The organism is Pseudoteredinibacter isoporae, from assembly GCF_040372805.1.
In the GTDB taxonomy this organism is placed as follows: domain Bacteria; phylum Pseudomonadota; class Gammaproteobacteria; order Pseudomonadales; family Cellvibrionaceae; genus Pseudoteredinibacter; species Pseudoteredinibacter isoporae_A.
The window spans coordinates 194,342-215,540 of record NZ_BAABWJ010000005.1 but is presented as its reverse complement, the minus strand read 5'-3'; the positions used below and the strand labels follow the sequence as shown (position 1 = coordinate 215,540).

The window sequence follows — 21,199 nt, the reverse complement described above, 5'->3', positions numbered from 1 at the left end:
GGTAAGACTATGCCATCACTGCATATGAATGCGCCCGATGGGGCTTTTGCAGAAACCGTTATTATGCCCGGCGACCCGCTGCGCGCAAAATACATTGCCGAACGATTTTTGGATGACGCGAAGCAGGTAACTGATGTGCGTAATATGCTGGGCTTTACCGGCAGCTACCAGGGTGAGCCGCTATCGGTTATGGCTCATGGTATGGGAACGCCTTCCGCGTTGATTTACTGTACCGAGTTGGTTCAGCACTACGGTGTAAAGCGCATGTTGCGGGTTGGCAGCTGTGGTGCGGTTCATCCTGACGTTCAGTTGCGCGATATTATCATTGCTCAGGGAGCGTCAACCGATTCGGCCGCCATGAAGCAGCGCCTGGGACCGTTTGATTTTGCGGCCACGGCAAGTTACCGCTTATTGGAAAAGGCTGTGAATTCAGCCCGGGCCTTGGGTACACAACACCGAATCGGTTCGATCTTTACCAGTGATTTGTTTTATTGGCCCGAGGGCGATATTTACGATCGTTTGGCCAAATACAATATTCTGGCGATTGAAATGGAAGCCGCGGCGGTGTATTCCGTTGCTGCTGAATTTGGTGTGGAAGCTTTGGCTATTGCGACCGTTAGTGATCATATTCGAACCGGTGCGGCATTGAGCACCGAAGAGCGTCAAACCACCTTTGATCAAATGATTGAGTTAGGATTGGCTACGGTTTCCGCCTAAACCGCTTTTCGGGTTTCTCTTTGAATTCTTTTTCGTACTCTTTTCTGATCGATAGTGAGCAGTAACCGTGCTGCTCACTATTGTTTGACAGCCCGAATCTATTGAAAGCGCAGAATTTTAAATTGCTTGTTGTTGGCAAGACAGTCAATTGTCTTAAAGTGCGCTTGGGCCTTTTTCTCGATACCAATAAAACTGTTAACCACAAAGTAGGCGCGCCCACCTGTGGATAAATGGGATTTAGCGCTGCTAAGAAATCTATCGGTTAGCTGGTTTTCAACATCAAAGCCTTGATGAAAGGGTGGGTTGCAAATAACGGTATCAAATATCTGATCAATGTTTTGAGCACAGTCATCGGCGATGACATCAAATTGGAATGCGAATTGACTCGATTGCTGAATCTTACCGAGGTTTGCTTGGCAGCTCGAGATTGCGGCCGCATTATTATCGCTGGCGCAGAGATAGTTGACGTTCTGTTGCAACATGATCCCGACGCTCAGCAAACCATAGCCACAGCCTAAATCCAGAACTCGCTGGGCCGGATTTTGTATCAACTCACTGCGTAGAGTGTCCAGGAGCAATAAGCTGCCTTGGTCAAGTTTATTCCAGCCGAACTGTCCGGGTTTACTTTGTAACGAAAGCCCTTCGAATTCCAGTGTGGGACGAAGTTGAGCGTAGTTTTGATCATCTAAACGCTCTTCCGGGTCGCTATTGATTTGGGCAACACAAAGGTAGTCGAGCCCGTGCTTTTCAATATCGCAGTGGCCGATCAGTTTTTTCAGTGACTTTGCGTAACTTTTAATGCCCTGATTTTTCTGTCCAGCAAATACCAGGTGGCCCCCAGGCTTTAGAGAGGCAAGTGCTTGATTAATAATGTAGTGATTAACCGCTTTTTCTTTGCTTAAGCGAAAGGCAAGGCAATCCAACTTCTCAGTTATTATCTGCCAATCACTGAATTGGCAACCAGCGACAGCATTCGCGACATCGAAGCGATTGCTGATGATTTGGCAGCGGTTCGGAAACGAGCTGAAACTCCCAAGCGTATTTTCGTCCAAACACAGGACGCTGTTTTCACAGTTGCTGAGATACGGCAAGCAAAGTTGAATGGCGCTATCCATTATGATTGAGTTCCTGAGATTGCCTGTACGACCATATTAAAATGTTGCGACTTCTGCTTCGCTGAGTTCGCGATATTCACCTTCTTCGAGCTCGCCCAGCTCAATCTGGCCCACGCTCTTGCGGTGCAGTTCGGTGACTCGATTGTTTACGGCACCAAACATGCGCTTGACTTGGTGGTAGCGTCCTTCACTGATGGTAATATTCAGCTCATTGCTAAATAAACGTTCAATGTCGGCGGGTTTGCAGGGTTTCGGTTCGCCCTGAAGTCGAATGCCTTTTTTAAGCTGTTCAACTTCATCATCGCTGATGTCTGATGCGAGGCACACGTAATAGCATTTTCCCTGGCCCTTATTTGGTGAAGTCACTCGATGATTCCATTTGCCATCGTCGCTGATCAACACCAGTCCAGTGGTATCGATGTCCAGACGACCACAAATCTGCAGCAGGGATTTGCGTGGTTCATCGAGCAGATCCAAAACGGTTGGGTGTTCATCATCCTTATTGGTGCAAACATACCCCTGCGGTTTATTCAGCACAAAATAACGGGGGCGAGCGGCGTTAATGACTTCGCCGCTAATGACGATGCTGTCGCTTTCGTTCACTTTAATGCTCGGGTCTTTTTGCACCGCATCATTAACGGTAATGAATCCCTGACGGGCAGCGCGTTGGACCTGTTTGCGAGATAGCTCTGTGGCGTCGGCGATAAATTTATCGAGGCGTATCATGATGACCTTCAAGTTCTATACGGTGTAAGGGCTCTGGCAGTTGCGCCTGCCAGTGAAAACGTTTGAGCAAGCCCTGCCAGCATTCATCCAGACCGGCCCACAGTTGGATGGGTGCTCCGCTGAATGGGTGTGTAAAGCGTAAGCTCGCGGCATGCAATAGCAGGCGGGGGCACTCAAAGTGCTCTTTAAAATAGCGATTGTGTCGCCCGCGACCATGCTTGGCATCGCCAATAATCGGATGGCTGATGTGTTTGCAGTGACGGCGTATCTGATGCTTTCGTCCCTGCTGAGGTTCAGTCCAAACCAAAGAATAGCGGCTTTTATCAAAGCCTTCTATTGATATATCCAGCTCAGTTTTGGCCAGCCTCGTCAGCTGGGTTTGCGCACTCTGGGCGGGCTTGTCTTGCTGAGCTTTCTTGTCGGCGATCTTGTCGAGCTTTTCTTTCAATGGGTGATCAATAAAAACATTATCGGGCGCCCAGCCACGCACAACGGCCAAATAACCTTTGTGCCATTTACGGTCTTCGGTTTCTTGTTGCTGATTCATCAAGCAAGCGGTTTCACTCGACAGGGCGAAAACCAAAACACCCGAAGTGGGTTTGTCCAAACGGTGTAAGGGGAAAACATGCTGTCCAATTTGATCGCGTAGAATCTGCATCGCAAAGCGAGTTTCATGGCGATCAATCATGCTGCGATGAACCAGTAAACCACTGGGTTTATTCACGGCTACGAGATGTTCGTCTTGGTAGAGAATGGGTAGGGTTTCTGTCATAGGGCAGCGCTTTGTTTCGGAGTTCCGTTGCCGCCTTTGTATTGGGCATGGGTTTCTGGAAGACACCAAGCCCTTTTGTGTGGCTGGTGTGGCGTTCTTGTGATGCTCAGACTTCCTGCTGACGAAACCCTCAGAACGCTGCCCATGTCGACTGCGGCTCAAATGTTCGCAGTCCATAGGCAAAAGGCTTCTGAGGGCTGGAGCAGTACAACGATTTAGCTAATTTTCTTCTCACCAGAATCGACAGATTGATAGATCAGGGTGTTAATGGTCATTGGACCAACGCCACCTGGAACTGGTGTGTAAGCGGAAACGCGATCCACCAATGGCGCCAGTTCGATATCGCCGACGCCACCTGGGTGATAGCCCGCGTCTACAACAACGGCGCCGTCTTTAATCCACTCAGCTTTAATAAATTCAGGCTTACCTACGGCGCCCACAATAATGTCGGCCTGCTTGATATGTTCAGCCAGATTCTGAGTACGGGAGTGACAGATCGTTACCGTGGCGTTCGCGCCCAGCAGCATCATAGCCATTGGCTTGCCAAGAATAGGGCTGCGGCCAACCACAACAGCGTGCTTGCCTTGAATGTCGATATTATAGGCTTCCAGTAAGCGCATAATGCCTTTCGGAGTGGCGCAGCCGTAGGCTTCTTCGCCCATGCTCATACGGCCAAAACCCAGACAGGTAACGCCGTCGACGTCTTTTTCCAGAGCGATAGCGTCAAAGCAGGCGCGCTCATCGATCTGGGCAGGGACGGGGTGTTGCAGCAAAATGCCGTGTACATTTGGGTTGTTGTTCAGCGACTCGATCTCAGCCAGTAACTGCTCGGTGGTGGTTTCCTCGGGCAGTTCAACTTTCAGGGAGTCCATGCCAATGCGTTGGCAGGCGTTTCCTTTCATTTTTACGTAGGTGGCTGAGGCGGGGTCGCCGCCAACCAGAATCGTGGCCAAAATAGGGGTTTGGCCGCTGCTGCGGGCTTTAAGTGCTTCGATGCGACTGGACAGTTCTTCTTCTGTTTTTTGGGCTAGGGCTTTGCCATCTAACAGTAGGGCGGGCATGGGCTGAACCTCGGACAATTAAAAACGGCGTATTCTCCCATAGCTGGGGCAGCAGGCCAAGAATTAGGCCGCATTGGGCGTGCAGAATTTGGCTTTTAGCACCGCCCCAGGGAGGCTTTTCAAAGGGAGTTTGAAAAAGCGCCAAAACGCATAAAATAAAGACATAAGTTGCTGAATTAAAAGAAATTTAACTTTTTTTGAAAAAGGCGTTGACGGCCATGGGGGGCATCTGTATTATTCGCACCTCCTGAAACGCGGCAGTCGCCGAGTTTAGTCGGAGTGTAGCGCAGCTTGGTAGCGCATCTGGTTTGGGACCAGAGGGTCGGGGGTTCGAATCCCTCCACTCCGACCATCTTTTCGAGCCACGTTTGGCCTTTTCGGCGCCCGTAGCTCAGCTGGATAGAGCATCCGCCTTCTAAGCGGATGGCCGCAGGTTCGAGTCCTGCCGGGCGCGCCATTTTTCATAAATGATGTTTCCATCCAGCACACACCCTCAAGGATATTCATCCTTTGCAGTGGTGGCTGTAGCTCAGTTGGTAGAGCCCCGGATTGTGATTCCGGTGGTCGCGGGTTCGATCCCCGTCAGCCACCCCATTATACTTAGCGTTCCTCGTTATCACCTACTAACAAAAACCTCTTTCAGAACATATTCAGAACATGTTTCAGAAGATAAAGCGCTAATCTGTCGCTTCAACCTCTTTCAATTTACGCATATAAACCGCCTTCATTCGCGCCGATTTATGGCCGCTCTCATTGGCTTTGTGGTCGCTAATTCCTTTCGCTTTTATATCGTGAAAAGTAAAGCGCTCTTTCAAAATGACTTGCTTTCCATCAATTGCTGCACCCGTTGTCAGTGCCGTTTTCATAATGCGAGACCATGCCGTTTTGCGGCTGCTGTCTAAAAGCCTGGCCCCGGTACGCCCGCGAAATAATGGCCGGTCCATCGGTGCTGGTGCTTCCGGATATAGGGACCGCGCAAAATCCACCGCTGCTTGAAGGCGAGGTGTCCACAATGTGAGTTCATCATCACTGCCTTTTGTGCGAGCCAGATAAATTCCCTTGTCGCCAATATCAGTTTCACTAAGGTTGCGAATCTCTGAAGAACGGCCACGGCACAGGTAAGCTAATTCCATCATCGCCGCAATGTACTTGTACGGCGAAGTCCTGGCCACTTCATAAACCACTTTGTATTCCCAGTCTTCGATATATCGCTCGCGGGATTGCTCCAGAAATTTCTTAACCCTTTTGGCTGGGTTTCCATCAACGATTCCACGTTCGTCTGCCCAGCTGAAAACAACACTCAAAAAACTATGATGTCTGTTCGCCGTCACAGGTTTGTCCTCGCCCATAACGTCCATGAATTTGCGAATATGGGGCGGCTTCACTTTCTTTGGCTCCATATTCCCAAACACACGGACAACAGCACCCTGATAGCGTTTGTAGTCTTGCTGAGTGCGGACACTGAGTCGTTTAAACTGTGGACTCGCAAAGTACAAGTCGATAACAAACGCCATCGTCTCGCGTCGTTGAACTGCCATGACGGCTTGATCGTATGCTTTCCAAACATCACGCTTAACAGCTTCGGACTCTTTGCCATCTGCGGGCAGCTTGCGAAGGGGGGTAACTTTCCCACCTTTGGGCTTCCACTCATATTTGCTGCGGCCGCGATAAACTCGAGGGGGCATCCAGTTGTCAGCGGGGTTTTTCCTACGCCCAACCATTAACGCAATCCCTCGATGTTAAAGCCATCGTCATTACCCACTTGCGGCAGTAATTGGCTCAACCGGCTGACCATGTCCCAGGTTACTGGGGGTTTGCCATCTGCACTGATAAAGGGCTGAATGCCATTGTCTCGAAGCACCTTGATTTGATCCTTCGCCCGCTTGCGGTCGGTGATAGCAATCAGTTCCTCTTGCGATAGAAGAGCGCTCATACAGCCTCCTAATTTAGTTTTACCCAGACAACCGCCCCTCTGGGGTGTTTGTATGGGACTGGTTTTTCATAACGAAGTGGGTTCTTAAGAATCCATGGGTAGCGCCACTTTTCCAGAAGCTCAGTTTCATGTTTCTCACCAAGCAGACAAAGACAGTGCTTTTCTCGATGGTGCTGGGCCTGCTCGATCGTCAGTGCTGGCAGTGAATCTGTTAGGTTCACTTCTCCCACAATCAAACCGCTACCTTGTTCGATCAACCCAGTTCGACCACGAACCTTGGTTGGCGCGCTGCGCATTTCCCAGGGCTTATAGCCGGCGAGAATCATATCAATCCACGGCTGGCGAACTATAAGGGCTCGATTAATCACTGGACCTCCATAGCAAAAAGGTTTTGCTGACTGCTTTCTGCTTTGTAACGTTCAGCTGCAGACTGAAAGTAATCTTTGTCAATCTCGGTACCGACAAACTCTACGCCGGCTTTGAATGCCGCGATCGCACAGCTTGAACCTGTAAGTGGTGTGCATGTTGAAATCGAACTGGAACTCAATAGCCACACGTTTGTATTTATGGTTGAGAAGTGGAATCAGGATCGACGTTTTGCAAGCAACCGATTCCAAATTCAGTGTGTCAGCAACACGCAAAAGCTGGCTGCGCCATACTTCGCGCAGCGCTCTAAAATATTCGGAGCAATTAACGCCAAACAGGCTGCCGAAGGTGAGTTGCAAAATACCGGGTTCAGCTTGAACTGGGATACCAATGTGCTGCCTGATTGGCCAATACCAGCTGGTGCGTTCAGCTATCAATACCAGACGCCCATTGAGGTGATCAGTCGAATTGCCGAAGCTGTGGGCGCTGTGATTGTACCAAGCAAAAACGCCAATCAAATCACCATCCAGCCGCGCTTGAAGGTAAGCCCGTGGGCGCTAGCGCCAAATGATGCCGCTGACGTGATCATTCCTCACGAACTGATCCAATCTATTGGTATGGACCTGCAGCAAGGACAGGTGGCTGACACGATTCTGGTTAGTGGTGTTTCGCATGGTGTTATTGCCAGCGTGACGCGAGACGGGCAACCTGGTAACAAACCTGCTCCGGATGTTGTCGACGAGCTGATAACGGATCAGGCGGCGGCCTTGGTGCGCGCCAGACAGGAGATCGGGCAGTCTGGCAAACATGCTCTTTATGATTTGTCGCTGCCTGTTCCTGAGTCCGCACAGGCGCCTGGGCTGATATTACCTGGGCAGGTGGTTGAAGTTCAGGTAAACGGACAAACCGACTGGAAAGGCTACTGTATTGGTACTGCGATCAATGCACCTAGCTCGGGAAATGTCGCTCTTACTCAGACGCCCAAAGTGGTGAGACTTTATGATCATTAGTGACAATATATTCAAGCAGTTCAAGTCTCTGATACCAGGTGGGCAGAGGACCATCATCACAGTCAGCTCTGTAGGCAGCGACGGTACAAGCCAAGGCACGCTTATGAATGGTGATTTCATCAAGGTCCAGGGAGACTCTGTGGCAGCAGGTGAAAAAGCCTTGGTGGTTGATGGGCAGATAGTACAAGGGCTTGGGGCATTAAATACAGCAAATCTTACCTTGTACTAGTCTACAAGCATTATTTGTAATTGAGTGACGTTAGAAACGCAATACGTTGCTGCACAGTGAGTTTTTTATGAACTGCCTTTTTAAATAAAACCCCAAAAAATATACAACAGAAGCCGGTCATTGATCCTACGAGGTAGTGTTTGAATTGTAATCCTTCTCCGAAAATACCCACCCCAATTACCAACAGGAATACAGGGAGTGTTAACAAGAATGCTGTTATGCAAGCACCACTATTAAACTTAATTAGTTTTAGTTCATTTTCTGATTGCTGAATCAAAGTATCTACGTGAGATCTGTTGTCAACTGTTGCAGCACTTAGTGATTTTACTGAAATGTAAAGAGTGTAGATTCCAATAGCCAAAGCTAGGATTAGAAATCCTGAAAAAAGAATTATGTCAGCATATGATGGCAATCCGGAAATGATTTCTGAAACTATTAGTACGCAGAGCGCCAAGCTCGCTACTACAGCAACCCACATTTTGAGCTTTATTTGCAGAATGTTTTTCTTTACTTCTTTTGTGATCCTTTCTTCGGAAGGAGCACCAGAACAAACATAGTCGTCAGCTAACTTCCAGTTTTCGGTCATCGTATCCCAAATGTTATCGATCTCAGACATAACGTTTCTCCATCAATTTCTTTAATTTATTCTTTGCGCGGTTTAATTGGACACCAACATTTCCTTCTGTTAATCCTGTAATTTCAGAAATGTCGCTATAACTAATCCCTTCAAGGGATAGTGCTATAAGCTGGCGTTGAACAACTGGTAATAATCTAATATTGTTCAGCATATACTGAAACGATTGATCTGATTGGAGTTGCTGTTCTGGTGTGTTTTTGTCGCACTCAAATGAATCGTCAATTTGTTGGTGGTGAATGCTGCTGTACTTCGAAATGTGGTTTAAAGCTTGGTTGTAGGCCACTCGATATACAAATGTGTGTAGGCTACTTTTTCCCTGAAACCTTGGTAACGCCTGCCATATGGCCAGTGACATCTCTTGAAGCAAGTCCTGTTGTAATTTGACATCTGCCTCGAAGGTTGCTGCGATCTTTATGAGTGATAGCCTATATTTCTTAATGACCGACTCAAAATTCAGTTCGTTGTTAGGCATTTGATTGCTCGCATGTCGTTGGTATTTTGCCTGAAGCTTCGATCTGTAGTCGCTTAAGCCGTTGATAAGTCTTGTTTTCCATATAAACAAAATGCCGATTTGTGTGTTTTCAATTGGTGATCTAGGTTCTTTTAAAATGATTAGTATGGAAAAGGCGAAAAAACTTACACAAAAATTTAGTTTTCTATCGCTAATGTTGAATATGTCGAATTTAGTACATGCTGCCAAGAGCAACTCACTTCGTACCCAGGTCAAATAGCCATCTACTCGGCTATATTTTTCATTTCACCCAGAATAGAGGCGGTGACCTTTCCCCAGAGTTAGAACCACTGCCAGGATGAGATTTTCATAAGTTACGCTGCTTTTTCTGCAAACTCAACTGGTGGTATGTAGCCCAATGAACTGTGTGGTCTGACATTGTTATAATGCTCTCGCCATTGATCAATCTCGAAGCGAGCTTCGTCCAAGCTTCTAAACCAATGCTGATTCAAACATTCATTCCTGAACTTGCCATTTAGGCTTTCAACAAAGGCGTTCTGTGTAGGTTTTCCTGGCTGGATAAAGCCAAGCGAGATACCGGTTTCCTTGCTCCAGAAAAACATAGCTTTACTGGTGAACTCAGTTCCATTGTCGCAGATGATTTTCTTGGGCTTCCCTCTCTCCTCACATAAGCGATCAAGAAATCGAGCCACTTGACGCCCACTGATCGAAACAGAAACCAGTTGCCCAACCATCTCGCGGGAATAATCATCCACTACATTCAATACTCTGAATCGGCGCCCATCGCTGAGCTGGTCAGACACAAAATCCATTGACCAGCGCTGATTGATTTCCAGCGGAACCTCCATTGGTTGCCTTGGTCGATGCAGCTTTTTACGCTTCTGGGTGCGTACCTGAAGCCCTTCTTCAGTATATATTCTGTAGGTTCGCTTCTTGTTCACAACCAAGCCTTCAGCCTTGAGGAGCCCATGAAGCAGCAGATATCCATAGGCCGATTGTCGAGCTGCCAGCTCCTTCAATCGAGAGCGAAGCTCGCCATCGTTAATAGGCCTAGCTTCGTATCGATAGCCTGTGCGACTGATGCCCGCAAGTTTGCATTCCGTCCGCTTACTAACGTGGTGGGCTGTAATCATGAGCTTGGCTGCCTGTTTGCGACTGGCGGGCTTCACCACTTTTTTGAGAGAACATCCTTCATAGCTTCAACTTCAAGAAGCTTGTCAGCAAGCAGCTTCTTTAGCTTATTGTTCTCAGCCTCAAGTTCTCGTAGTCGTTTAGCTTCGTTAACTTCTAAGCCCGCATACTTACTGCGCCAGTTGTAGAAAGTGCCGTTGGATATGCCTAATTTACGGCAAATGTCTTCTACCTTGGCTCCCGCCTCATGCTCTTTGATGGCCTCAATAATCTGTTCTTCGGTGTAACGCTTCTTCATAGTGAGATCTCCTTCCCCTAAGGTTAATTGGAAATCTCATCGAGGTCATGGTTTTAATTTCTGGGGAAAGGTCAGCGGTCTAAGCTCTGTTCTGTACTTTTCTGACTCATGAATGCTGAACTTATCTTCAGGTACAAAAAAGCCCCGGCGATGCGGGGCTTCATAAATATTGATTTCTGAAACTAATCAGATCTTCTATGCGTCTTCCGGCCGTATCTAGCGACAACGGCAAGCGCTACACCGAGGAACAAGATTCCCAATGGAGGAAGTGATGGGACACCGGTCGCTGAAGTAGAGGTGAGAGTTCCAAAGTGTGATATAAGCATGTGAAAGTTAGCGCCAGCTAAGAACGGTACGCCACCATTTTCTGCAAGTAAAGGCTCAGTAGGCCCGGCCGAATTGGCCAACAACTGGTAACCATTACCGTCTGAAGCGTGAACTGTCACGTAGTAGGTGCCTGGGGACAGTTGTGAGGTGGTGAGCGTAAATTCATCAAGGTTGGAATTATTGCCGGCAACGGTAACGTCTGTGTATACAGAACGACTAACTAGTGTTGCCGGCCCAGTTTCTATTAAGTTGAATGGTGAGGCAACATTTCGAATAGCATACTGAAAAGCAGCTGCACTTGTGACTGTGCTATTACTTAGTTGTCGGATCCTGGTGATTACTGTTGGAGCTGTAATCGACACCTGTGTTAACAGTATCTGTCTACTACCTGCACCTGCTACTTGGTTATTTAAGCTGTTCGATGCTGCTAAGACGTGACCGGTGATTCTATCCGTCAGGGTGATCTCTTGGGCTGTGGAGTTCTGGCTCAAGAACAAAGTCAGAAGTAATACAATCGTATGAAGTGGTTTGTTGAACATCTAATCCATGGTCCGTTTAGTTATTTTCGTTATTCAGTTAAATTAACTGCTTAGTCTACCACTTTCGTATGGTTTGGTGCCATTTCTTGAATTAGGCGACTCTAGACAAATTATAAGATGCTGTATATACATACAGTATGCAGATTATATTTAGACACAATTTCACCGGCCTCATAACGGATCGAAGCTCCCGAGATCACATACGGGTAGAGGGCTTTGACCGCCTTTCCCCTTGGCTGGGCATATCGACAAGCGCCGTATTCCAGTTGGTTCTGAGCCTGTCAGGCTTTCAGCTAATGCTTGGCGCACTGATTTTATGAAGCCCTGGAGCTACCTTAGGGGCGGTCAATTCATACACGGCGCATTGGTCCACCATGAAACCAAGCCCCACGTGTGCGTGGTCACCGATCAGTGGCTGCCGCTGATTACCGAGCCATGTTGATTTTTGATCGTCAATTGAGGGAGAGTAGCCCAGCAGATAACCAAGCTTACATTTAGATTGGTTTGCAAGATGTACTTACGCAACTTCTTGGCTCTTGTATTGGAATAGATCGTAGTTCATTTGCATTGTTAGCCAAAGCTTGGCATCTCCACACTCGATACTTTCCAGTGCCACAGCGACCTCTGTGGATACAGCCATGGCTCCAGAAAGAATACGGTGCAAGGTCGTGCGATGAATACCTAGTGTCTCGGCCACTTCCTTCACAGTGTTAATTTTATTCCCGTCCTCATCCTCGATCAGCCACGCTTTGATGACTTCTCCAGGGTGAGATGGGTTGAATATTTCCATTTGATCTCCTCAGTGGTAATCCCCATAATCTAAGAGATAAACATCGCCATCATTAAATTCAAAAAACAAACGGTAGTTACCGCTTACGTTGATGGCGTATTGGCCGGCTCTGTCACCTTTTAGTGCGTGAAACCGCCACCTGCCGTTTAAAACCTCAAGAGAACTCATGCTGTTTAGCACAGACACCCTGTCACTTATCCTTTTGGCGTGATCGGCGACGATTCCCTTGGTGTTTCCAGTCTTCAAAAATTGCTCTAATCCCTTGTGGGCTATCGTTTTAATACTCATTGTAGAAAAGCCTTACGTTGGCAGGCGATCTTTTCAAGTTACGCCTGATGTTAGTAAAAAAGCCTCTCCTTTGAATCTTTACCACTAGCACGTTACAAAGCGTAGCAACATTCGCTACGTGTTGCAAATTTTGCTACACACTCACTGCCCAAGTACTTGTACAGTCTCAAATCATAAGCAGGAAGCTATCACGCATACCCCAAAAAAGGACTCAAATTTTCCAGACATAAAAACGGCCAATCTAGGGTTTATGGGGGCTCTAGAGGGCCAAACTCGGGTTTTCAAGTCTGGAAAAAAGCGGGATTAGCGTTGATTTATAAGGGAAAACTATGTGATTGTGATTCCGGTGGTCGCGGGTTCGATCCCCGTCAGCCACCCCATTATACCTAGCCTGTAGCGTAATCACTTACTAACTTTTTCCGTTTTCCGATCATTTTCCGAAGATGGGGCTTATTCTGTGGCGTCGATCTCGTCAATTTTACGCATATATACCGATATCATTCTCTCGGACTTGTGCCCGGAATGGTTGTCCTTGTGGTTTGAAATTCCCATGGCTTTTATGTCGTGAAAGGTAAAGCGTTTTTCCAGCTTGATTTGTTCGTCATCGATGTTGATGCCTTGGTCTAGGGCCTTTTTCATAACCTTTTGTCCTTCTAGGTTCTGAAAAGCGGCCTGGTGGTAAGCCCTGACGCGTCAGGTAACGCGATTTCTTAATCAGCTATGTGCAGAGCGGGGAAACCCGAGAAAATCATCTGCGACAATGGAGCTGATTTCACCGGCAAAACTTGTTCTTCTGGAACGAGGAATCTAGTGCCTCGTTCGGATTTATCCAGCCAGGTAAACCCGCACAGAACGCCTTTGTTGAAAGCCTGAATGGCAAATTCAGGAATGAGTGTTTGAATCAGCATTAGTTTGAGAACTTGGACGAAGCTCGCTTCGAAATTGATCAATGGCGAGAACACTACAACAATGTCAGACCACACAGTTCACTGGGCTACACACTGCCAGTTGAGTTTGCTGGAAAGGCCGCGTAACTTATGGAGGTCTCATCCAGTAAGTGGTTCTAACTCTGGGGAAAGGTCACGATGAGTACGGTTTTCAGTGTTTAGAGATTTTGCTGATTTCTATCTAATGAAACGCGCCTTTCGACGCGCTTCAGTTTTAGCCCGACAATCAGCTGTTGAAGCTAATTGCAGAATTTGAGTTTTATTTACTTTTCATGCGGTGTTTATTGTACCGGTCCGCTGTATTGGCTCGCACAAGTTGTTCCAGTACAGGAGCTGTTTAACATTTCATGCAAGATAGCACCGGTGTTGATTTTGGCCCCAAAGTGGCCAACGCCATCTGCATCTCCGCCTAATAGATTTAGAGGGCTAAAATCATCAAAGTTCATATCGATAGTGCTGGCAAGTGAGCCGGCTCCGACGTTGATTTGTGACTGCACGTTGGGTTGGTTGTTAAACAGGGCACCACTGTCACAAACATTAAAACCTATAAGAGTACTGCAGTGGACTTGGTCGCGAAAGCCCGCGTGAAGGCTATAAAATTTAACGGCGCTGTTGTACTGGGGCGCGCGGCGCATGCTTTTGTTGCTGCTGCTTCCTGTCCAGTCATTGCGTCCCCAGCTTACGTAGAAGGCGCCTGTGCTAGGGTGTAGCCCAAATGTGTAACTGTCGTAAATATTTTGCCCCGCGCATGTTGGAAACAGAGGGTTGGCATAACCCACATAGCGGCAAGACTGCAAACCACGAACAGCCCCCGCGATGTTAATAAAGCGTCGCACGCTTCCCCATTTTGAATAGCGTTTTAAAGACGAAAGAGCCATGCTCACGCCCAGGGAATGAGCGACGATGTCCACCTCGCTTTTTCCGGTATACGCTTTCACGCTATCGATAAAGTCTGCAAGAATAGCTTGCTTGTCTTCTTCGTGATAGTTGGAGCCAGGCATGGATCGCTCGAAGGCGCTTAGATAGCTAATGCCGAACAGCTCACAGTCGTTATATCCCTGCGCTTTAAATTCATCGTACACGCTGCGGCTGGGCAGGCTATAACCGGGAGCCGCTTGGGTGGGTGGTGCGTCCCAATTAATCGCTTGGTCGCCGTTACCGTGGATAAAAATGACGGGTGTTTTACTCGCACTGCACTGGCCGCCGCCAAAACCACCGTATCCACTTGTTGGCACAAAACCGCCCGCAAACTGGTCTTCTGCACCAGAGCAGGCTGGAAAGTTGTAGTTTCCACAGCTTAGCGACAGTGTTTTTTGCGGGAAAGTTAAACTGAAAAGAGCGGTGGAGATACTGGCTAATAAAATAAAAAATTTGCTTAACTGCATACTGAACGTCCTCTTCGCATTATTGTTTTAAGGCACTTCAATTGCAGGCTAGCACGCAAACAAAAGCTCTGGATATGCGACCTTAGAATGACGTGGCATCTATTATGTCAACTGGGTTTGTGGGGTGCTTGGCGCCAATATGAGTGACTCAAACTTCGCATTACCTAAGTCAGTCGTTCGACAAGTCGGATGCACAGTTTGTAGTTTCTGAATTTTCTATGAGTAGGCATTACTCTGCCGAGGGAAAAGCAAGACAATGCTTGTGCCCACAAAGCTGCCTGCGAGTAGGCAGCTTTGTGGGCGCCGCAAGTGGGAATCAAACCGGCTGGACGTCAGCCCCATACCCAAAAAATACAGCCAGCATGAGGACGATCGAGGCGGCCAGCATCAGTTTCAAAATCAGTGGGAAGCAGAATCGAAACCAAGCGCTATAGGGAACGCCGGCCATACCAATAATGCCCATTAAAACGGCATTCGTGGGAATGATCATATTGGAAAAACCATCACCAAATTGGTAAGCCAGTACAGCGATTTGTCGATTCACGCCAATCAAGTCGCTGACGGGGGCCATCAGGGGCATGGTGACGTAGGCTTGCCCGCTACCAGACGGAATAAATAGATTCAAAACACTCTGCATGATGAACATGCCAACCGAGGCCAGTTCGGCTCCCAGATGGGAAAGCGGGAGAGACATGGCGTGAACCAGGGTGTGTAAGATCTGGCCATCCTCCATGATGAGCGCGATTCCGCGGGCGACGCCGACGAGAATCGCGGTTGTCGCCAATTCTTGAACGCCTTCAATAAATTTATTGGCGGCGTCGTCTGCGCTGAGTTTACCCACAATGATGGTAAACAAGCCCCATAAAATAAACATGGCGCCAAGCTGGTAGAGATACCATCCTTTTTCAGAAATACCCCACACCGCGGTGGCGATGGTGGCAATTAATCCAAACAGGATAAATTTATGTCGTATATTGAGCTCGGGGTAATCGAGGGTATCCTTACCAGCGAGGGGGCAAGGTTGGCCAACAACGTAAGATGTAGATGGGTCGGCCTGTACCATTCGCATATAGCGCCAAACATGGTGAAAGCCGATAAGTACAAAGGGCAGAAAAATCGCCAGTCTCAGTTCAATGCCCGAATACAGGGGAACCTCTGCAATTTGCTGTGCCACCATAACGGTAAAAGGGTTAAATGCCGAGACACCGTAGCCAATGCCATAGCCTGTGACTACCATGCCAACAGCGGTCATGGCGTCCAGTTTCATTGCTTTGCATAGGCCAACGAGGATCAGCACAAAGGGGATGTATTCGCCGGCGGTTCCGATCGCACTGGAGGTCAAGGAAAAAACAAAGATCACCATGAAAATCAGCATCTGAGGCTTTGTGCCAAAGCGCTCAAGCAAGCTTCCTATCAAGGCGTCAATGGTACCTGTCGCTCTGGCAATGGCCAAAACACCCCCCACTGTGAACACAAAGAAGATAATGTCTTGTGCGGCAGCAAACGCTCTGGGAATAGCGACGAGAAAGTCGAAAGGGGTGAGTCGAATTTGATTTTCCGCGACGCTGTAAGTGCCTGCGACAACAGCCTGACGCCCATTTTCGAGAGTGATGGTTTCAAAAAAGCCCTGTGGCACTACCCATGTAGCAAGATAGGCGACAAGCATCATTCCTAACAATAAAACCAGCGTGTGCGGTATTCGTATTCCTTTGCTCATAGTTATTCTTCTGCCTTGTGCGTTTGGAAATAGGCCATCATATGCGGTTTTGCTTGCAAAGCAAGGTGTTGCTTGGTGTATAAGAGGAGATTGTGATGTTGGCGGAAATTGTGGCGGTTGATTTGAGCTTCCATATCAAGAATTTGCGGTGAATTGGTGAGGTGTAAGTATTATAATCACCCGTACATCCTTATGTGCCAGATGATATTAAGGGAGCGTTTACAGGAGTTTGCCATGAGATATCTTCTTTGTTTGTTGTTCGTTTGTGGAACAATTGCTTGTTCTTCCGTTCCTCAAGAACAGCTGGATGGCTATCCCCAGTTCACTCCTGAAGAAATGGGGGTAAATGTGCTAGACAAGTTAGTGAAGAGCCCAACTCCCAGATACCCAAGTCTTGCTCTAGAGGTGGGCTTGGAAGGGTATTGCATTGTTCAGTTCAATATCACTCCTGATGGGACCACGTACAATTCCAAGCGTATTAAGTGTACACACCCCATTTTTACTTCTTCCTCATTGAAAAGTGCTGACGAGCTATTGTTTGAAAAACCAATGTACAAAGGTCAGCGCGTCATTATCAAAGATGTGAGTTGGAAAGTTTCTTTTGCGATATCAAAATGATGTTTATTCGATTTACTCGCATTCAGTTGAATGAGGTGGGGGCTGATGATGCCCAACTTAACAGCATTCATGCACAGATAACTCGTTATGTGAGTGAAGACTTCGAGGCCGACCGTTCACGTGTGGAATGGGCGCCGTTACTATACCGCGGTGTATGCGGATGTGGCTCGGGATATCAGTTGTGTGTTATGTCATAACAGTCACCCTGATAGTGCGAGGAATAACTTTCGAGGTGGCGATGTTTTGGGTGGCTTTGTTGTCCGAGTGGATTTGGAGGAAGCGAATTAAAGGTGGCTGTCGCCAAGTTAAAGCGGGGTCAGGGAATAGATTCTTTCTGTTTGCCGCTGGTTATAGCGTTTTGGAGCATTTTTAAATAGGAAGTTGCGCATTGCTGACAAGATTGGGTTTTTCAGTTGAGAAATGTACCCAAGTTGCCAACTCATGTTCACGATCATGGTTGCTTTGTTTCTTCTGGCCTGTTCAAATTTAGCAAATGCGCTTTCAATGGGATCTGTGGCGATGTAGTGGCTCAGAACGTAAGCGTCTTCAATCGCTTGGCAAGCACCTTGTCCCATGTTTGGCGTGGTTGCATGGGCGGCATCGCCAAGTAGGCAAACTGACCCCCTGTGCCAATTGGGAATGGGTTTCAAGTCTGCAATTTCACTTTGGTGTATTCTGTCTGCTTTGGTTTTCGACAGAATGTCATTGACGATAGGGGCGTACGTCTCGAAACGCTCTGGAAGCCCGTGCATACCCAAGCTTTCTCGGCTGTCGTACAGGCCATACCAATAAACCTGATTGTCAGCGACCTCGACAAAACCAAAGCGTGAACCTCGCCCCCACAGTTCATTCAACTCGTTTTTAAAATGCTGAGGGAGGTGGATATTCGCAATGCCTCGCCAACACATCTGATTTGGTTTACGAATTTGGCTCTTATCGAATAAGCGCTTGCGTGTTGTTGAATGGATGCCATCCGCAGAAATAACCGCATCGCATTCGAACTGGCTTTTATCTGAAAAGTGAAGGGTGGTTGTTTTTCCAGTTTGAATATTAACCACTTGCTTGTTGAGTACTATGGTATTGTTCTTCAGTTTGCTTACAAGCAGGTTTTGTAGATCGGATCGTTTAATGGCTACGCTGCTCACGTCAAATTTCTGGTCGAAGTACTGGGTGTCGATAGCGTTTATGTCTTCCAGTGTGGACGTTTTGATCTTCAGCGAATTTAAAGGCTTGCCCAGAGCGGTGATGGTCGTTTCCAGGCTGAGGTTGCGTAATACCTGCATCGCGTTGTGGGCGAGTATGATACCGGCACCGACCGGTTTCAAAACAGGAGATTGCTCGAAAATGCGCACCTCAATGCCCTGACGTTGTAGAAAGAGTGCGGTGGTAAGCCCGCCAATGCCGGCCCCTATGATGGCTATTTGCATTGGAATTTAAATCACTTTAACCATATTCAAGGTTTCGCCTGCATTGCGGAGGCAAACAAACCCGGCTTTTGCCTGGCATGAAACAACATAGATGCTTGCCTGTGTTGAAGAACTGAAAGTGATGCTGTATTGAGCGGTTATCGCATCGTCATCAATGTTGAGCACAAGCGCTTTTTTATTTACTGCCTTGCCTTCACCCGCCTGGAATGATCGCTCATTGAGATCCAAAAATGCGGCGGAAGCATAAATGTCGTTGTTTCTGGGTGTGGTGTAAAACTGAACAAGAAAACGATTGCCCAGCTCGGTAATTCGCCAACTACCACTGGCACTGATGACGTAGTCGGGTTCACTGGAGCTGGGTTCAACCTTTTGGATGCCAAAGCCCTGTGTGGCCGGGTTCCATCGCAATTCAATGTCTAGGGCTTTGCCATCCACCATGGCGCCCTGCACGGTGAGGGAGTTCCCGCTGCTGGCTGATATGGTGCTGCCGTTATTCAGTACCACGGCGCCAGAGTTGTTCAGGAACTTCTCGCTGATGGGCGCCACGGAGAAGCTTACGGTGCTGTCTCTATGGTCACCGACCAAATTATAAGCTCTTACTCGTGCTGTATGAGTGCCGGCCTTCAGGGCGTTGTAGTTGTAGGCCATTGAGAAGCCAGAATGCTCCGAGTTCTGATAGTCCGGGTAGGCATCACCAACGTCTGTACGGATACCACCGTAGGGAATATCGGCGACATATTTGTCATCAATAAATAATTCAATTCGATCGATGCCGGATTTATCAATAGCCCAGCCTCGAAGGTTAGACACGCCGGAGTGAGGTGTGGCCGATACGGGTTCTTCCAGGGATACGCGAATACTGTCATCGACCGCGCTGCTGACGTTCAGGGAGATTGAGCACAGTAGAGTCATACATAGGAATATAAAGCGGTTCATGGGTCGTCCTTAACACATAGATAGGCGAGATCGCTAGCGTAGCAGATTTACCTTGTGGCTTTCTATGTTCCTTAAGGAATAATCGGTGAATTCACCTGAACTTTACTCTGGTGATATCAGGGCATTGGTGGTTGGGGAATGCGGCGTCAAATATCGTCTTCAGGTGTCATGCATTGACGTTTGTCAAACGTGATCAGGGCGCGTTCGTGCCAGGCTTATGGTCAAGACATTATGGGGACTGTTGTAGCGAGGGGAAGGTGTCGAAGACCAATGGTGCGGTGTAAAACTAAGGGTTCGATTCTAAAACAAGGGCCGCAAAGAGGCCCTTGTTTTAGCTTGTTCGCTAACCGTTTTGTCGCCAGCCTTTATGGGCTAGGCAAAATCAGGTGATCGAAATCGTCGCAGTTGTTTTTGAAATGATCAAGTAAAGTGACCTTGCGCTGGGAAAAGTAAGCTAAGGTCAGCGCGTCAATGATAGCCTTACCTTGGCGGTCGTTTGCGTTATAGCGATAGTTCAGAGGAATCGATTCACCATTGGACAGGTGAACCAGAACAGAAGAACCGTAATCTGGACCACCTTGAATATTGGTGATGTAACCGAATTCCAATTGAGTAATAAATTGATTTTCCGCGCAGATGACACCGGGGTTTCGTTTGTGGCCGGTTGCCAATGCCTGTCCTGAAATCAGGAAAGCAAGTGCTGATAAAAGTACTAGTTTTTTCATACTATCTCCTCATATGTTGATCGGTCAATATACAGGTGTAACTACGCGGTGCTATGGTGGAAAAGCATCAATTTTATTGGTGGCATCAAACCAATCTATTAAGTTTTTCCGAGAGGTCTTGGCGGAGAAACCTAGATAAGGTTCCTGGCTTCTATACAAGATCTAAATGGAGTTGGTGTCGAGGGGAGCGCTTGCTTCTTTCAATGAGTGTTGGATGGATAGAGCACACTGAAACCTACGGGCAGCTCGAAAAATATTGCTGCATCAAGTTCTGATAGGTTTTTTGACGTTTCACAATAGTGATTGCTTCGTTCCAATCCTGAATGATCTCTTCCCGAGTGTTTTTTGAAAAAGCGATGTACAGATCTTCACCACCTATCGTGAGGGTTTTCACGATAGCGCCTTGATGGCCTGGGGACATACAGCCACGGTATTGGATAGACGCCTCGCAACCGAGCCAGGCATCCAGTCTTCGATTGAGAAGGCCTTCGATTTTGATGGGCGAATGGGAATAACTTTTGATGTTTTTGAAGCCAAGTTGTTTGGCGCGGCGTTCGGTCGCTGAGTTTTCAGAAACGCCTATGCTTCCGAGTTGTTTGGCTTCTTCCAGAGAGCGAATGCTGTCTCTTCCGGCCGCCATGAAGAGAGAATAACGGCAGTTCGCAATTGGGCCAGCTCGCTTCAGGCCGTGTTTGTCGATGAGACTTTCTGAAACCAGAAGGGCCGAAAATTCCTGACCTTTACTCAAGGCTTGATAGGTTCGATTCCAGGGAACAATTTTAACTTCGGGTTTGGATAAGGAGAGATGAGGAGTGATTTCTTTGACCAGATCTACTGCGAACCCACTGAGCGTGCCAGCGTTGTCGATAACATAGGGAGGAAAGGCTTCGCCTTGAAGTATCCATTCTTCACGTGCGTCATTATTGAAATAAGAGGCGGAGGTGCTCAGGGATAAAGTCAGCAAAAAAGCAAGCATTGAACATTTTTTGTTCATGAAGGCATTTATGTCGAGATTCATTCTGAGGGTCATAAT

At 47.7% G+C, this 21,199-nt stretch carries 23 protein-coding genes, 3 tRNA genes and 1 pseudogene; 8 read left to right on the top strand and 19 right to left on the bottom strand.

All coding sequences use genetic code 11. The features are described 5' to 3' along the window. The first annotated feature begins 9 nt into the window (after positions 1–9). Positions 10–717 carry a purine-nucleoside phosphorylase gene (deoD, locus tag ABWW03_RS12315; RefSeq protein ID WP_353408634.1) on the top strand — a complete coding sequence of 236 codons (708 nt, stop codon included), beginning with the start codon at positions 10–12 and terminating at the stop codon, positions 715–717. A gap of 98 nt (positions 718–815) precedes the next feature. Here the strand turns inward: deoD and ABWW03_RS12310 are convergent, their stop codons facing one another. The 4 genes from ABWW03_RS12310 to folD all read right to left on the bottom strand — a co-directional run bounded on the left by ABWW03_RS12310 (position 816) and on the right by folD (position 4,391). Next, on the bottom strand, positions 816–1,832 hold the full coding sequence (locus tag ABWW03_RS12310; RefSeq protein ID WP_353408633.1) for a methyltransferase: 1,017 nt from the start codon (positions 1,830–1,832) through the stop codon (positions 816–818). Between the two features lie 36 nt (positions 1,833–1,868). Then, the gene (locus ABWW03_RS12305; RefSeq protein ID WP_353408632.1) at positions 1,869–2,558 is read right to left on the bottom strand and encodes a pseudouridine synthase; all 690 of its coding nucleotides are present in this window, start codon (positions 2,556–2,558) and stop codon (positions 1,869–1,871) included. After that, positions 2,542–3,330, bottom strand: coding sequence for a tRNA pseudouridine(65) synthase TruC (truC, locus tag ABWW03_RS12300; protein ID WP_353408631.1), 789 nt, complete (start codon positions 3,328–3,330; stop codon positions 2,542–2,544). The genes ABWW03_RS12305 and truC overlap by 17 nt, the downstream gene beginning before the upstream one ends. Before the next feature lie 215 nt (positions 3,331–3,545). Then, positions 3,546–4,391, bottom strand: a complete 846-nt coding sequence (gene folD / locus ABWW03_RS12295; RefSeq protein ID WP_353408630.1) for a bifunctional methylenetetrahydrofolate dehydrogenase/methenyltetrahydrofolate cyclohydrolase FolD — start codon at positions 4,389–4,391, stop codon at positions 3,546–3,548. 275 nt (positions 4,392–4,666) lie between these two features. Here folD and ABWW03_RS12290 point away from each other — a divergent pair. From ABWW03_RS12290 to ABWW03_RS12280, 3 genes are all read left to right on the top strand, one after another. Further along, positions 4,667–4,743: transfer RNA gene (locus ABWW03_RS12290), tRNA-Pro, on the top strand. A gap of 28 nt (positions 4,744–4,771) precedes the next feature. Next, positions 4,772–4,848: transfer RNA gene (locus tag ABWW03_RS12285), tRNA-Arg, on the top strand. Positions 4,849–4,909: 61 nt separating this feature from the next. Next, a tRNA-His gene (locus ABWW03_RS12280) sits at positions 4,910–4,985 on the top strand. An 83-nt stretch (positions 4,986–5,068) separates the two neighbouring features. Here ABWW03_RS12280 and ABWW03_RS12275 read toward each other — a convergent pair. Genes ABWW03_RS12275 through ABWW03_RS12265 form a run of 3 tightly spaced genes read right to left on the bottom strand, consistent with a single transcriptional unit; the run spans position 5,069 to position 6,692 of the window. Continuing rightward, positions 5,069–6,112: a site-specific integrase gene (locus ABWW03_RS12275; protein WP_353408629.1), complete on the bottom strand. Its 1,044-nt coding sequence runs from the start codon at positions 6,110–6,112 to the stop codon at positions 5,069–5,071. Continuing rightward, entirely contained in the window at positions 6,112–6,324 is a 213-nt protein-coding gene (locus tag ABWW03_RS12270) for a DUF4224 domain-containing protein (protein WP_353408628.1), read from the bottom strand. The genes ABWW03_RS12275 and ABWW03_RS12270 overlap by 1 nt, the downstream gene beginning before the upstream one ends. An 8-nt stretch (positions 6,325–6,332) precedes the next feature. Further along, a complete protein-coding gene (locus ABWW03_RS12265) occupies positions 6,333–6,692 on the bottom strand; it encodes an ASCH domain-containing protein (protein WP_353408627.1) in 360 nt (119 codons plus the stop codon). Positions 6,693–6,767: 75 nt separating this feature from the next. Between ABWW03_RS12265 and ABWW03_RS12260 the strand changes: the two genes are divergently transcribed. Both ABWW03_RS12260 and ABWW03_RS12255 read left to right on the top strand, forming a co-directional pair. Further along, the gene (locus ABWW03_RS12260) at positions 6,768–7,700 is read left to right on the top strand and encodes a hypothetical protein (RefSeq protein ID WP_353408626.1); all 933 of its coding nucleotides are present in this window, start codon (positions 6,768–6,770) and stop codon (positions 7,698–7,700) included. Further along, positions 7,690–7,929: a hypothetical protein gene (locus tag ABWW03_RS12255; protein ID WP_353408625.1), complete on the top strand. Its 240-nt coding sequence runs from the start codon at positions 7,690–7,692 to the stop codon at positions 7,927–7,929. Before ABWW03_RS12260 ends, ABWW03_RS12255 begins: the two co-directional genes overlap by 11 nt. Before the next feature lie 10 nt (positions 7,930–7,939). On the opposite strand, the gene ABWW03_RS12250 is transcribed toward ABWW03_RS12255, so the two are convergent. The 6 genes from ABWW03_RS12250 to ABWW03_RS12225 all read right to left on the bottom strand — a co-directional run bounded on the left by ABWW03_RS12250 (position 7,940) and on the right by ABWW03_RS12225 (position 13,050). Next, on the bottom strand, positions 7,940–8,545 hold the full coding sequence (locus tag ABWW03_RS12250) for a hypothetical protein (RefSeq protein ID WP_353408624.1): 606 nt from the start codon (positions 8,543–8,545) through the stop codon (positions 7,940–7,942). Next, positions 8,538–9,266, bottom strand: coding sequence for an RNA polymerase sigma factor (locus ABWW03_RS12245; protein ID WP_353408623.1), 729 nt, complete (start codon positions 9,264–9,266; stop codon positions 8,538–8,540). Before ABWW03_RS12245 ends, ABWW03_RS12250 begins: the two co-directional genes overlap by 8 nt. Positions 9,267–9,391: 125 nt before the next feature. Then, positions 9,392–10,467 (bottom strand): IS3 family transposase gene (locus ABWW03_RS12240; RefSeq protein WP_353408622.1). Its coding sequence is split into 2 segments (ribosomal slippage): positions 9,392–10,218 and positions 10,218–10,467, totalling 1,077 coding nucleotides; the frame shifts between segments, so codons are not numbered across the junction. Positions 10,468–11,850: 1,383 nt separating this feature from the next. Continuing rightward, a complete protein-coding gene (locus ABWW03_RS12235; protein WP_353408621.1) occupies positions 11,851–12,123 on the bottom strand; it encodes a HigA family addiction module antitoxin in 273 nt (90 codons plus the stop codon). A 9-nt stretch (positions 12,124–12,132) separates the two neighbouring features. Next, entirely contained in the window at positions 12,133–12,411 is a 279-nt protein-coding gene (locus ABWW03_RS12230) for a type II toxin-antitoxin system RelE/ParE family toxin (RefSeq protein ID WP_353408620.1), read from the bottom strand. A 450-nt stretch (positions 12,412–12,861) separates the two neighbouring features. Further along, positions 12,862–13,050, bottom strand: coding sequence for a hypothetical protein (locus ABWW03_RS12225; protein WP_353408619.1), 189 nt, complete (start codon positions 13,048–13,050; stop codon positions 12,862–12,864). Positions 13,051–13,102: 52 nt separating this feature from the next. Here ABWW03_RS12225 and ABWW03_RS12220 point away from each other — a divergent pair. Then, positions 13,103–13,445: pseudogene (locus tag ABWW03_RS12220) on the top strand (integrase core domain-containing protein); the annotation flags it as partial. 194 nt (positions 13,446–13,639) lie between these two features. Here ABWW03_RS12220 and phaZ7 read toward each other — a convergent pair. Continuing rightward, positions 13,640–14,743: an extracellular native short-chain-length polyhydroxyalkanoate depolymerase PhaZ7 gene (gene phaZ7, locus ABWW03_RS12215; protein WP_353408618.1), complete on the bottom strand. Its 1,104-nt coding sequence runs from the start codon at positions 14,741–14,743 to the stop codon at positions 13,640–13,642. A gap of 316 nt (positions 14,744–15,059) precedes the next feature. Continuing rightward, entirely contained in the window at positions 15,060–16,460 is a 1,401-nt protein-coding gene (locus ABWW03_RS12210; RefSeq protein WP_353408617.1) for a YfcC family protein, read from the bottom strand. Between the two features lie 234 nt (positions 16,461–16,694). Here ABWW03_RS12210 and ABWW03_RS12205 point away from each other — a divergent pair, with 234 nt between their 5' ends. Next, entirely contained in the window at positions 16,695–17,078 is a 384-nt protein-coding gene (locus ABWW03_RS12205; RefSeq protein ID WP_353408616.1) for an energy transducer TonB, read from the top strand. Positions 17,079–17,383: 305 nt separating this feature from the next. Here ABWW03_RS12205 and ABWW03_RS12200 read toward each other — a convergent pair whose 3' ends face one another. The 4 genes from ABWW03_RS12200 to ABWW03_RS12185 all read right to left on the bottom strand — a co-directional run bounded on the left by ABWW03_RS12200 (position 17,384) and on the right by ABWW03_RS12185 (position 21,142). Then, on the bottom strand, positions 17,384–18,505 hold the full coding sequence (locus ABWW03_RS12200) for an FAD-dependent monooxygenase (RefSeq protein ID WP_353408615.1): 1,122 nt from the start codon (positions 18,503–18,505) through the stop codon (positions 17,384–17,386). A 6-nt stretch (positions 18,506–18,511) separates the two neighbouring features. Continuing rightward, complete coding sequence (locus ABWW03_RS12195; RefSeq protein WP_353408614.1) at positions 18,512–19,441, bottom strand: hypothetical protein; 930 nt, start codon at positions 19,439–19,441, stop codon at positions 18,512–18,514. Between the two features lie 365 nt (positions 19,442–19,806). Next, entirely contained in the window at positions 19,807–20,166 is a 360-nt protein-coding gene (locus tag ABWW03_RS12190; RefSeq protein WP_353408613.1) for a hypothetical protein, read from the bottom strand. A 235-nt stretch (positions 20,167–20,401) separates the two neighbouring features. Then, the gene (locus ABWW03_RS12185; protein WP_353408612.1) at positions 20,402–21,142 is read right to left on the bottom strand and encodes a substrate-binding periplasmic protein; all 741 of its coding nucleotides are present in this window, start codon (positions 21,140–21,142) and stop codon (positions 20,402–20,404) included. Positions 21,143–21,199 lie beyond the last annotated feature (57 nt).

What these genes read in the sequence shown, in the direction of transcription:
- deoD (WP_353408634.1), top strand. Translation starts at nt 10, where the DNA reads ATGCCATCACTGCATATGAATGCGCCCGATGGGGCTTTTGCAGAAACC.
- ABWW03_RS12310 (WP_353408633.1), bottom strand. Translation starts at nt 1,832, where the DNA reads ATGGATAGCGCCATTCAACTTTGCTTGCCGTATCTCAGCAACTGTGAA.
- ABWW03_RS12305 (WP_353408632.1), bottom strand. Translation starts at nt 2,558, where the DNA reads ATGATACGCCTCGATAAATTTATCGCCGACGCCACAGAGCTATCTCGC.
- truC (WP_353408631.1), bottom strand. Translation starts at nt 3,330, where the DNA reads ATGACAGAAACCCTACCCATTCTCTACCAAGACGAACATCTCGTAGCC.
- folD (WP_353408630.1), bottom strand. Translation starts at nt 4,391, where the DNA reads ATGCCCGCCCTACTGTTAGATGGCAAAGCCCTAGCCCAAAAAACAGAA.
- ABWW03_RS12275 (WP_353408629.1), bottom strand. Translation starts at nt 6,112, where the DNA reads ATGGTTGGGCGTAGGAAAAACCCCGCTGACAACTGGATGCCCCCTCGA.
- ABWW03_RS12270 (WP_353408628.1), bottom strand. Translation starts at nt 6,324, where the DNA reads ATGAGCGCTCTTCTATCGCAAGAGGAACTGATTGCTATCACCGACCGC.
- ABWW03_RS12255 (WP_353408625.1), top strand. Translation starts at nt 7,690, where the DNA reads ATGATCATTAGTGACAATATATTCAAGCAGTTCAAGTCTCTGATACCA.
- ABWW03_RS12250 (WP_353408624.1), bottom strand. Translation starts at nt 8,545, where the DNA reads ATGTCTGAGATCGATAACATTTGGGATACGATGACCGAAAACTGGAAG.
- ABWW03_RS12235 (WP_353408621.1), bottom strand. Translation starts at nt 12,123, where the DNA reads ATGGAAATATTCAACCCATCTCACCCTGGAGAAGTCATCAAAGCGTGG.
- ABWW03_RS12230 (WP_353408620.1), bottom strand. Translation starts at nt 12,411, where the DNA reads ATGAGTATTAAAACGATAGCCCACAAGGGATTAGAGCAATTTTTGAAG.
- ABWW03_RS12225 (WP_353408619.1), bottom strand. Translation starts at nt 13,050, where the DNA reads ATGAAAAAGGCCCTAGACCAAGGCATCAACATCGATGACGAACAAATC.
- phaZ7 (WP_353408618.1), bottom strand. Translation starts at nt 14,743, where the DNA reads ATGCAGTTAAGCAAATTTTTTATTTTATTAGCCAGTATCTCCACCGCT.
- ABWW03_RS12210 (WP_353408617.1), bottom strand. Translation starts at nt 16,460, where the DNA reads ATGAGCAAAGGAATACGAATACCGCACACGCTGGTTTTATTGTTAGGA.
- ABWW03_RS12205 (WP_353408616.1), top strand. Translation starts at nt 16,695, where the DNA reads ATGAGATATCTTCTTTGTTTGTTGTTCGTTTGTGGAACAATTGCTTGT.
- ABWW03_RS12200 (WP_353408615.1), bottom strand. Translation starts at nt 18,505, where the DNA reads ATGCAAATAGCCATCATAGGGGCCGGCATTGGCGGGCTTACCACCGCA.
- ABWW03_RS12195 (WP_353408614.1), bottom strand. Translation starts at nt 19,441, where the DNA reads ATGAACCGCTTTATATTCCTATGTATGACTCTACTGTGCTCAATCTCC.
- ABWW03_RS12190 (WP_353408613.1), bottom strand. Translation starts at nt 20,166, where the DNA reads ATGAAAAAACTAGTACTTTTATCAGCACTTGCTTTCCTGATTTCAGGA.
- ABWW03_RS12185 (WP_353408612.1), bottom strand. Translation starts at nt 21,142, where the DNA reads ATGCTTGCTTTTTTGCTGACTTTATCCCTGAGCACCTCCGCCTCTTAT.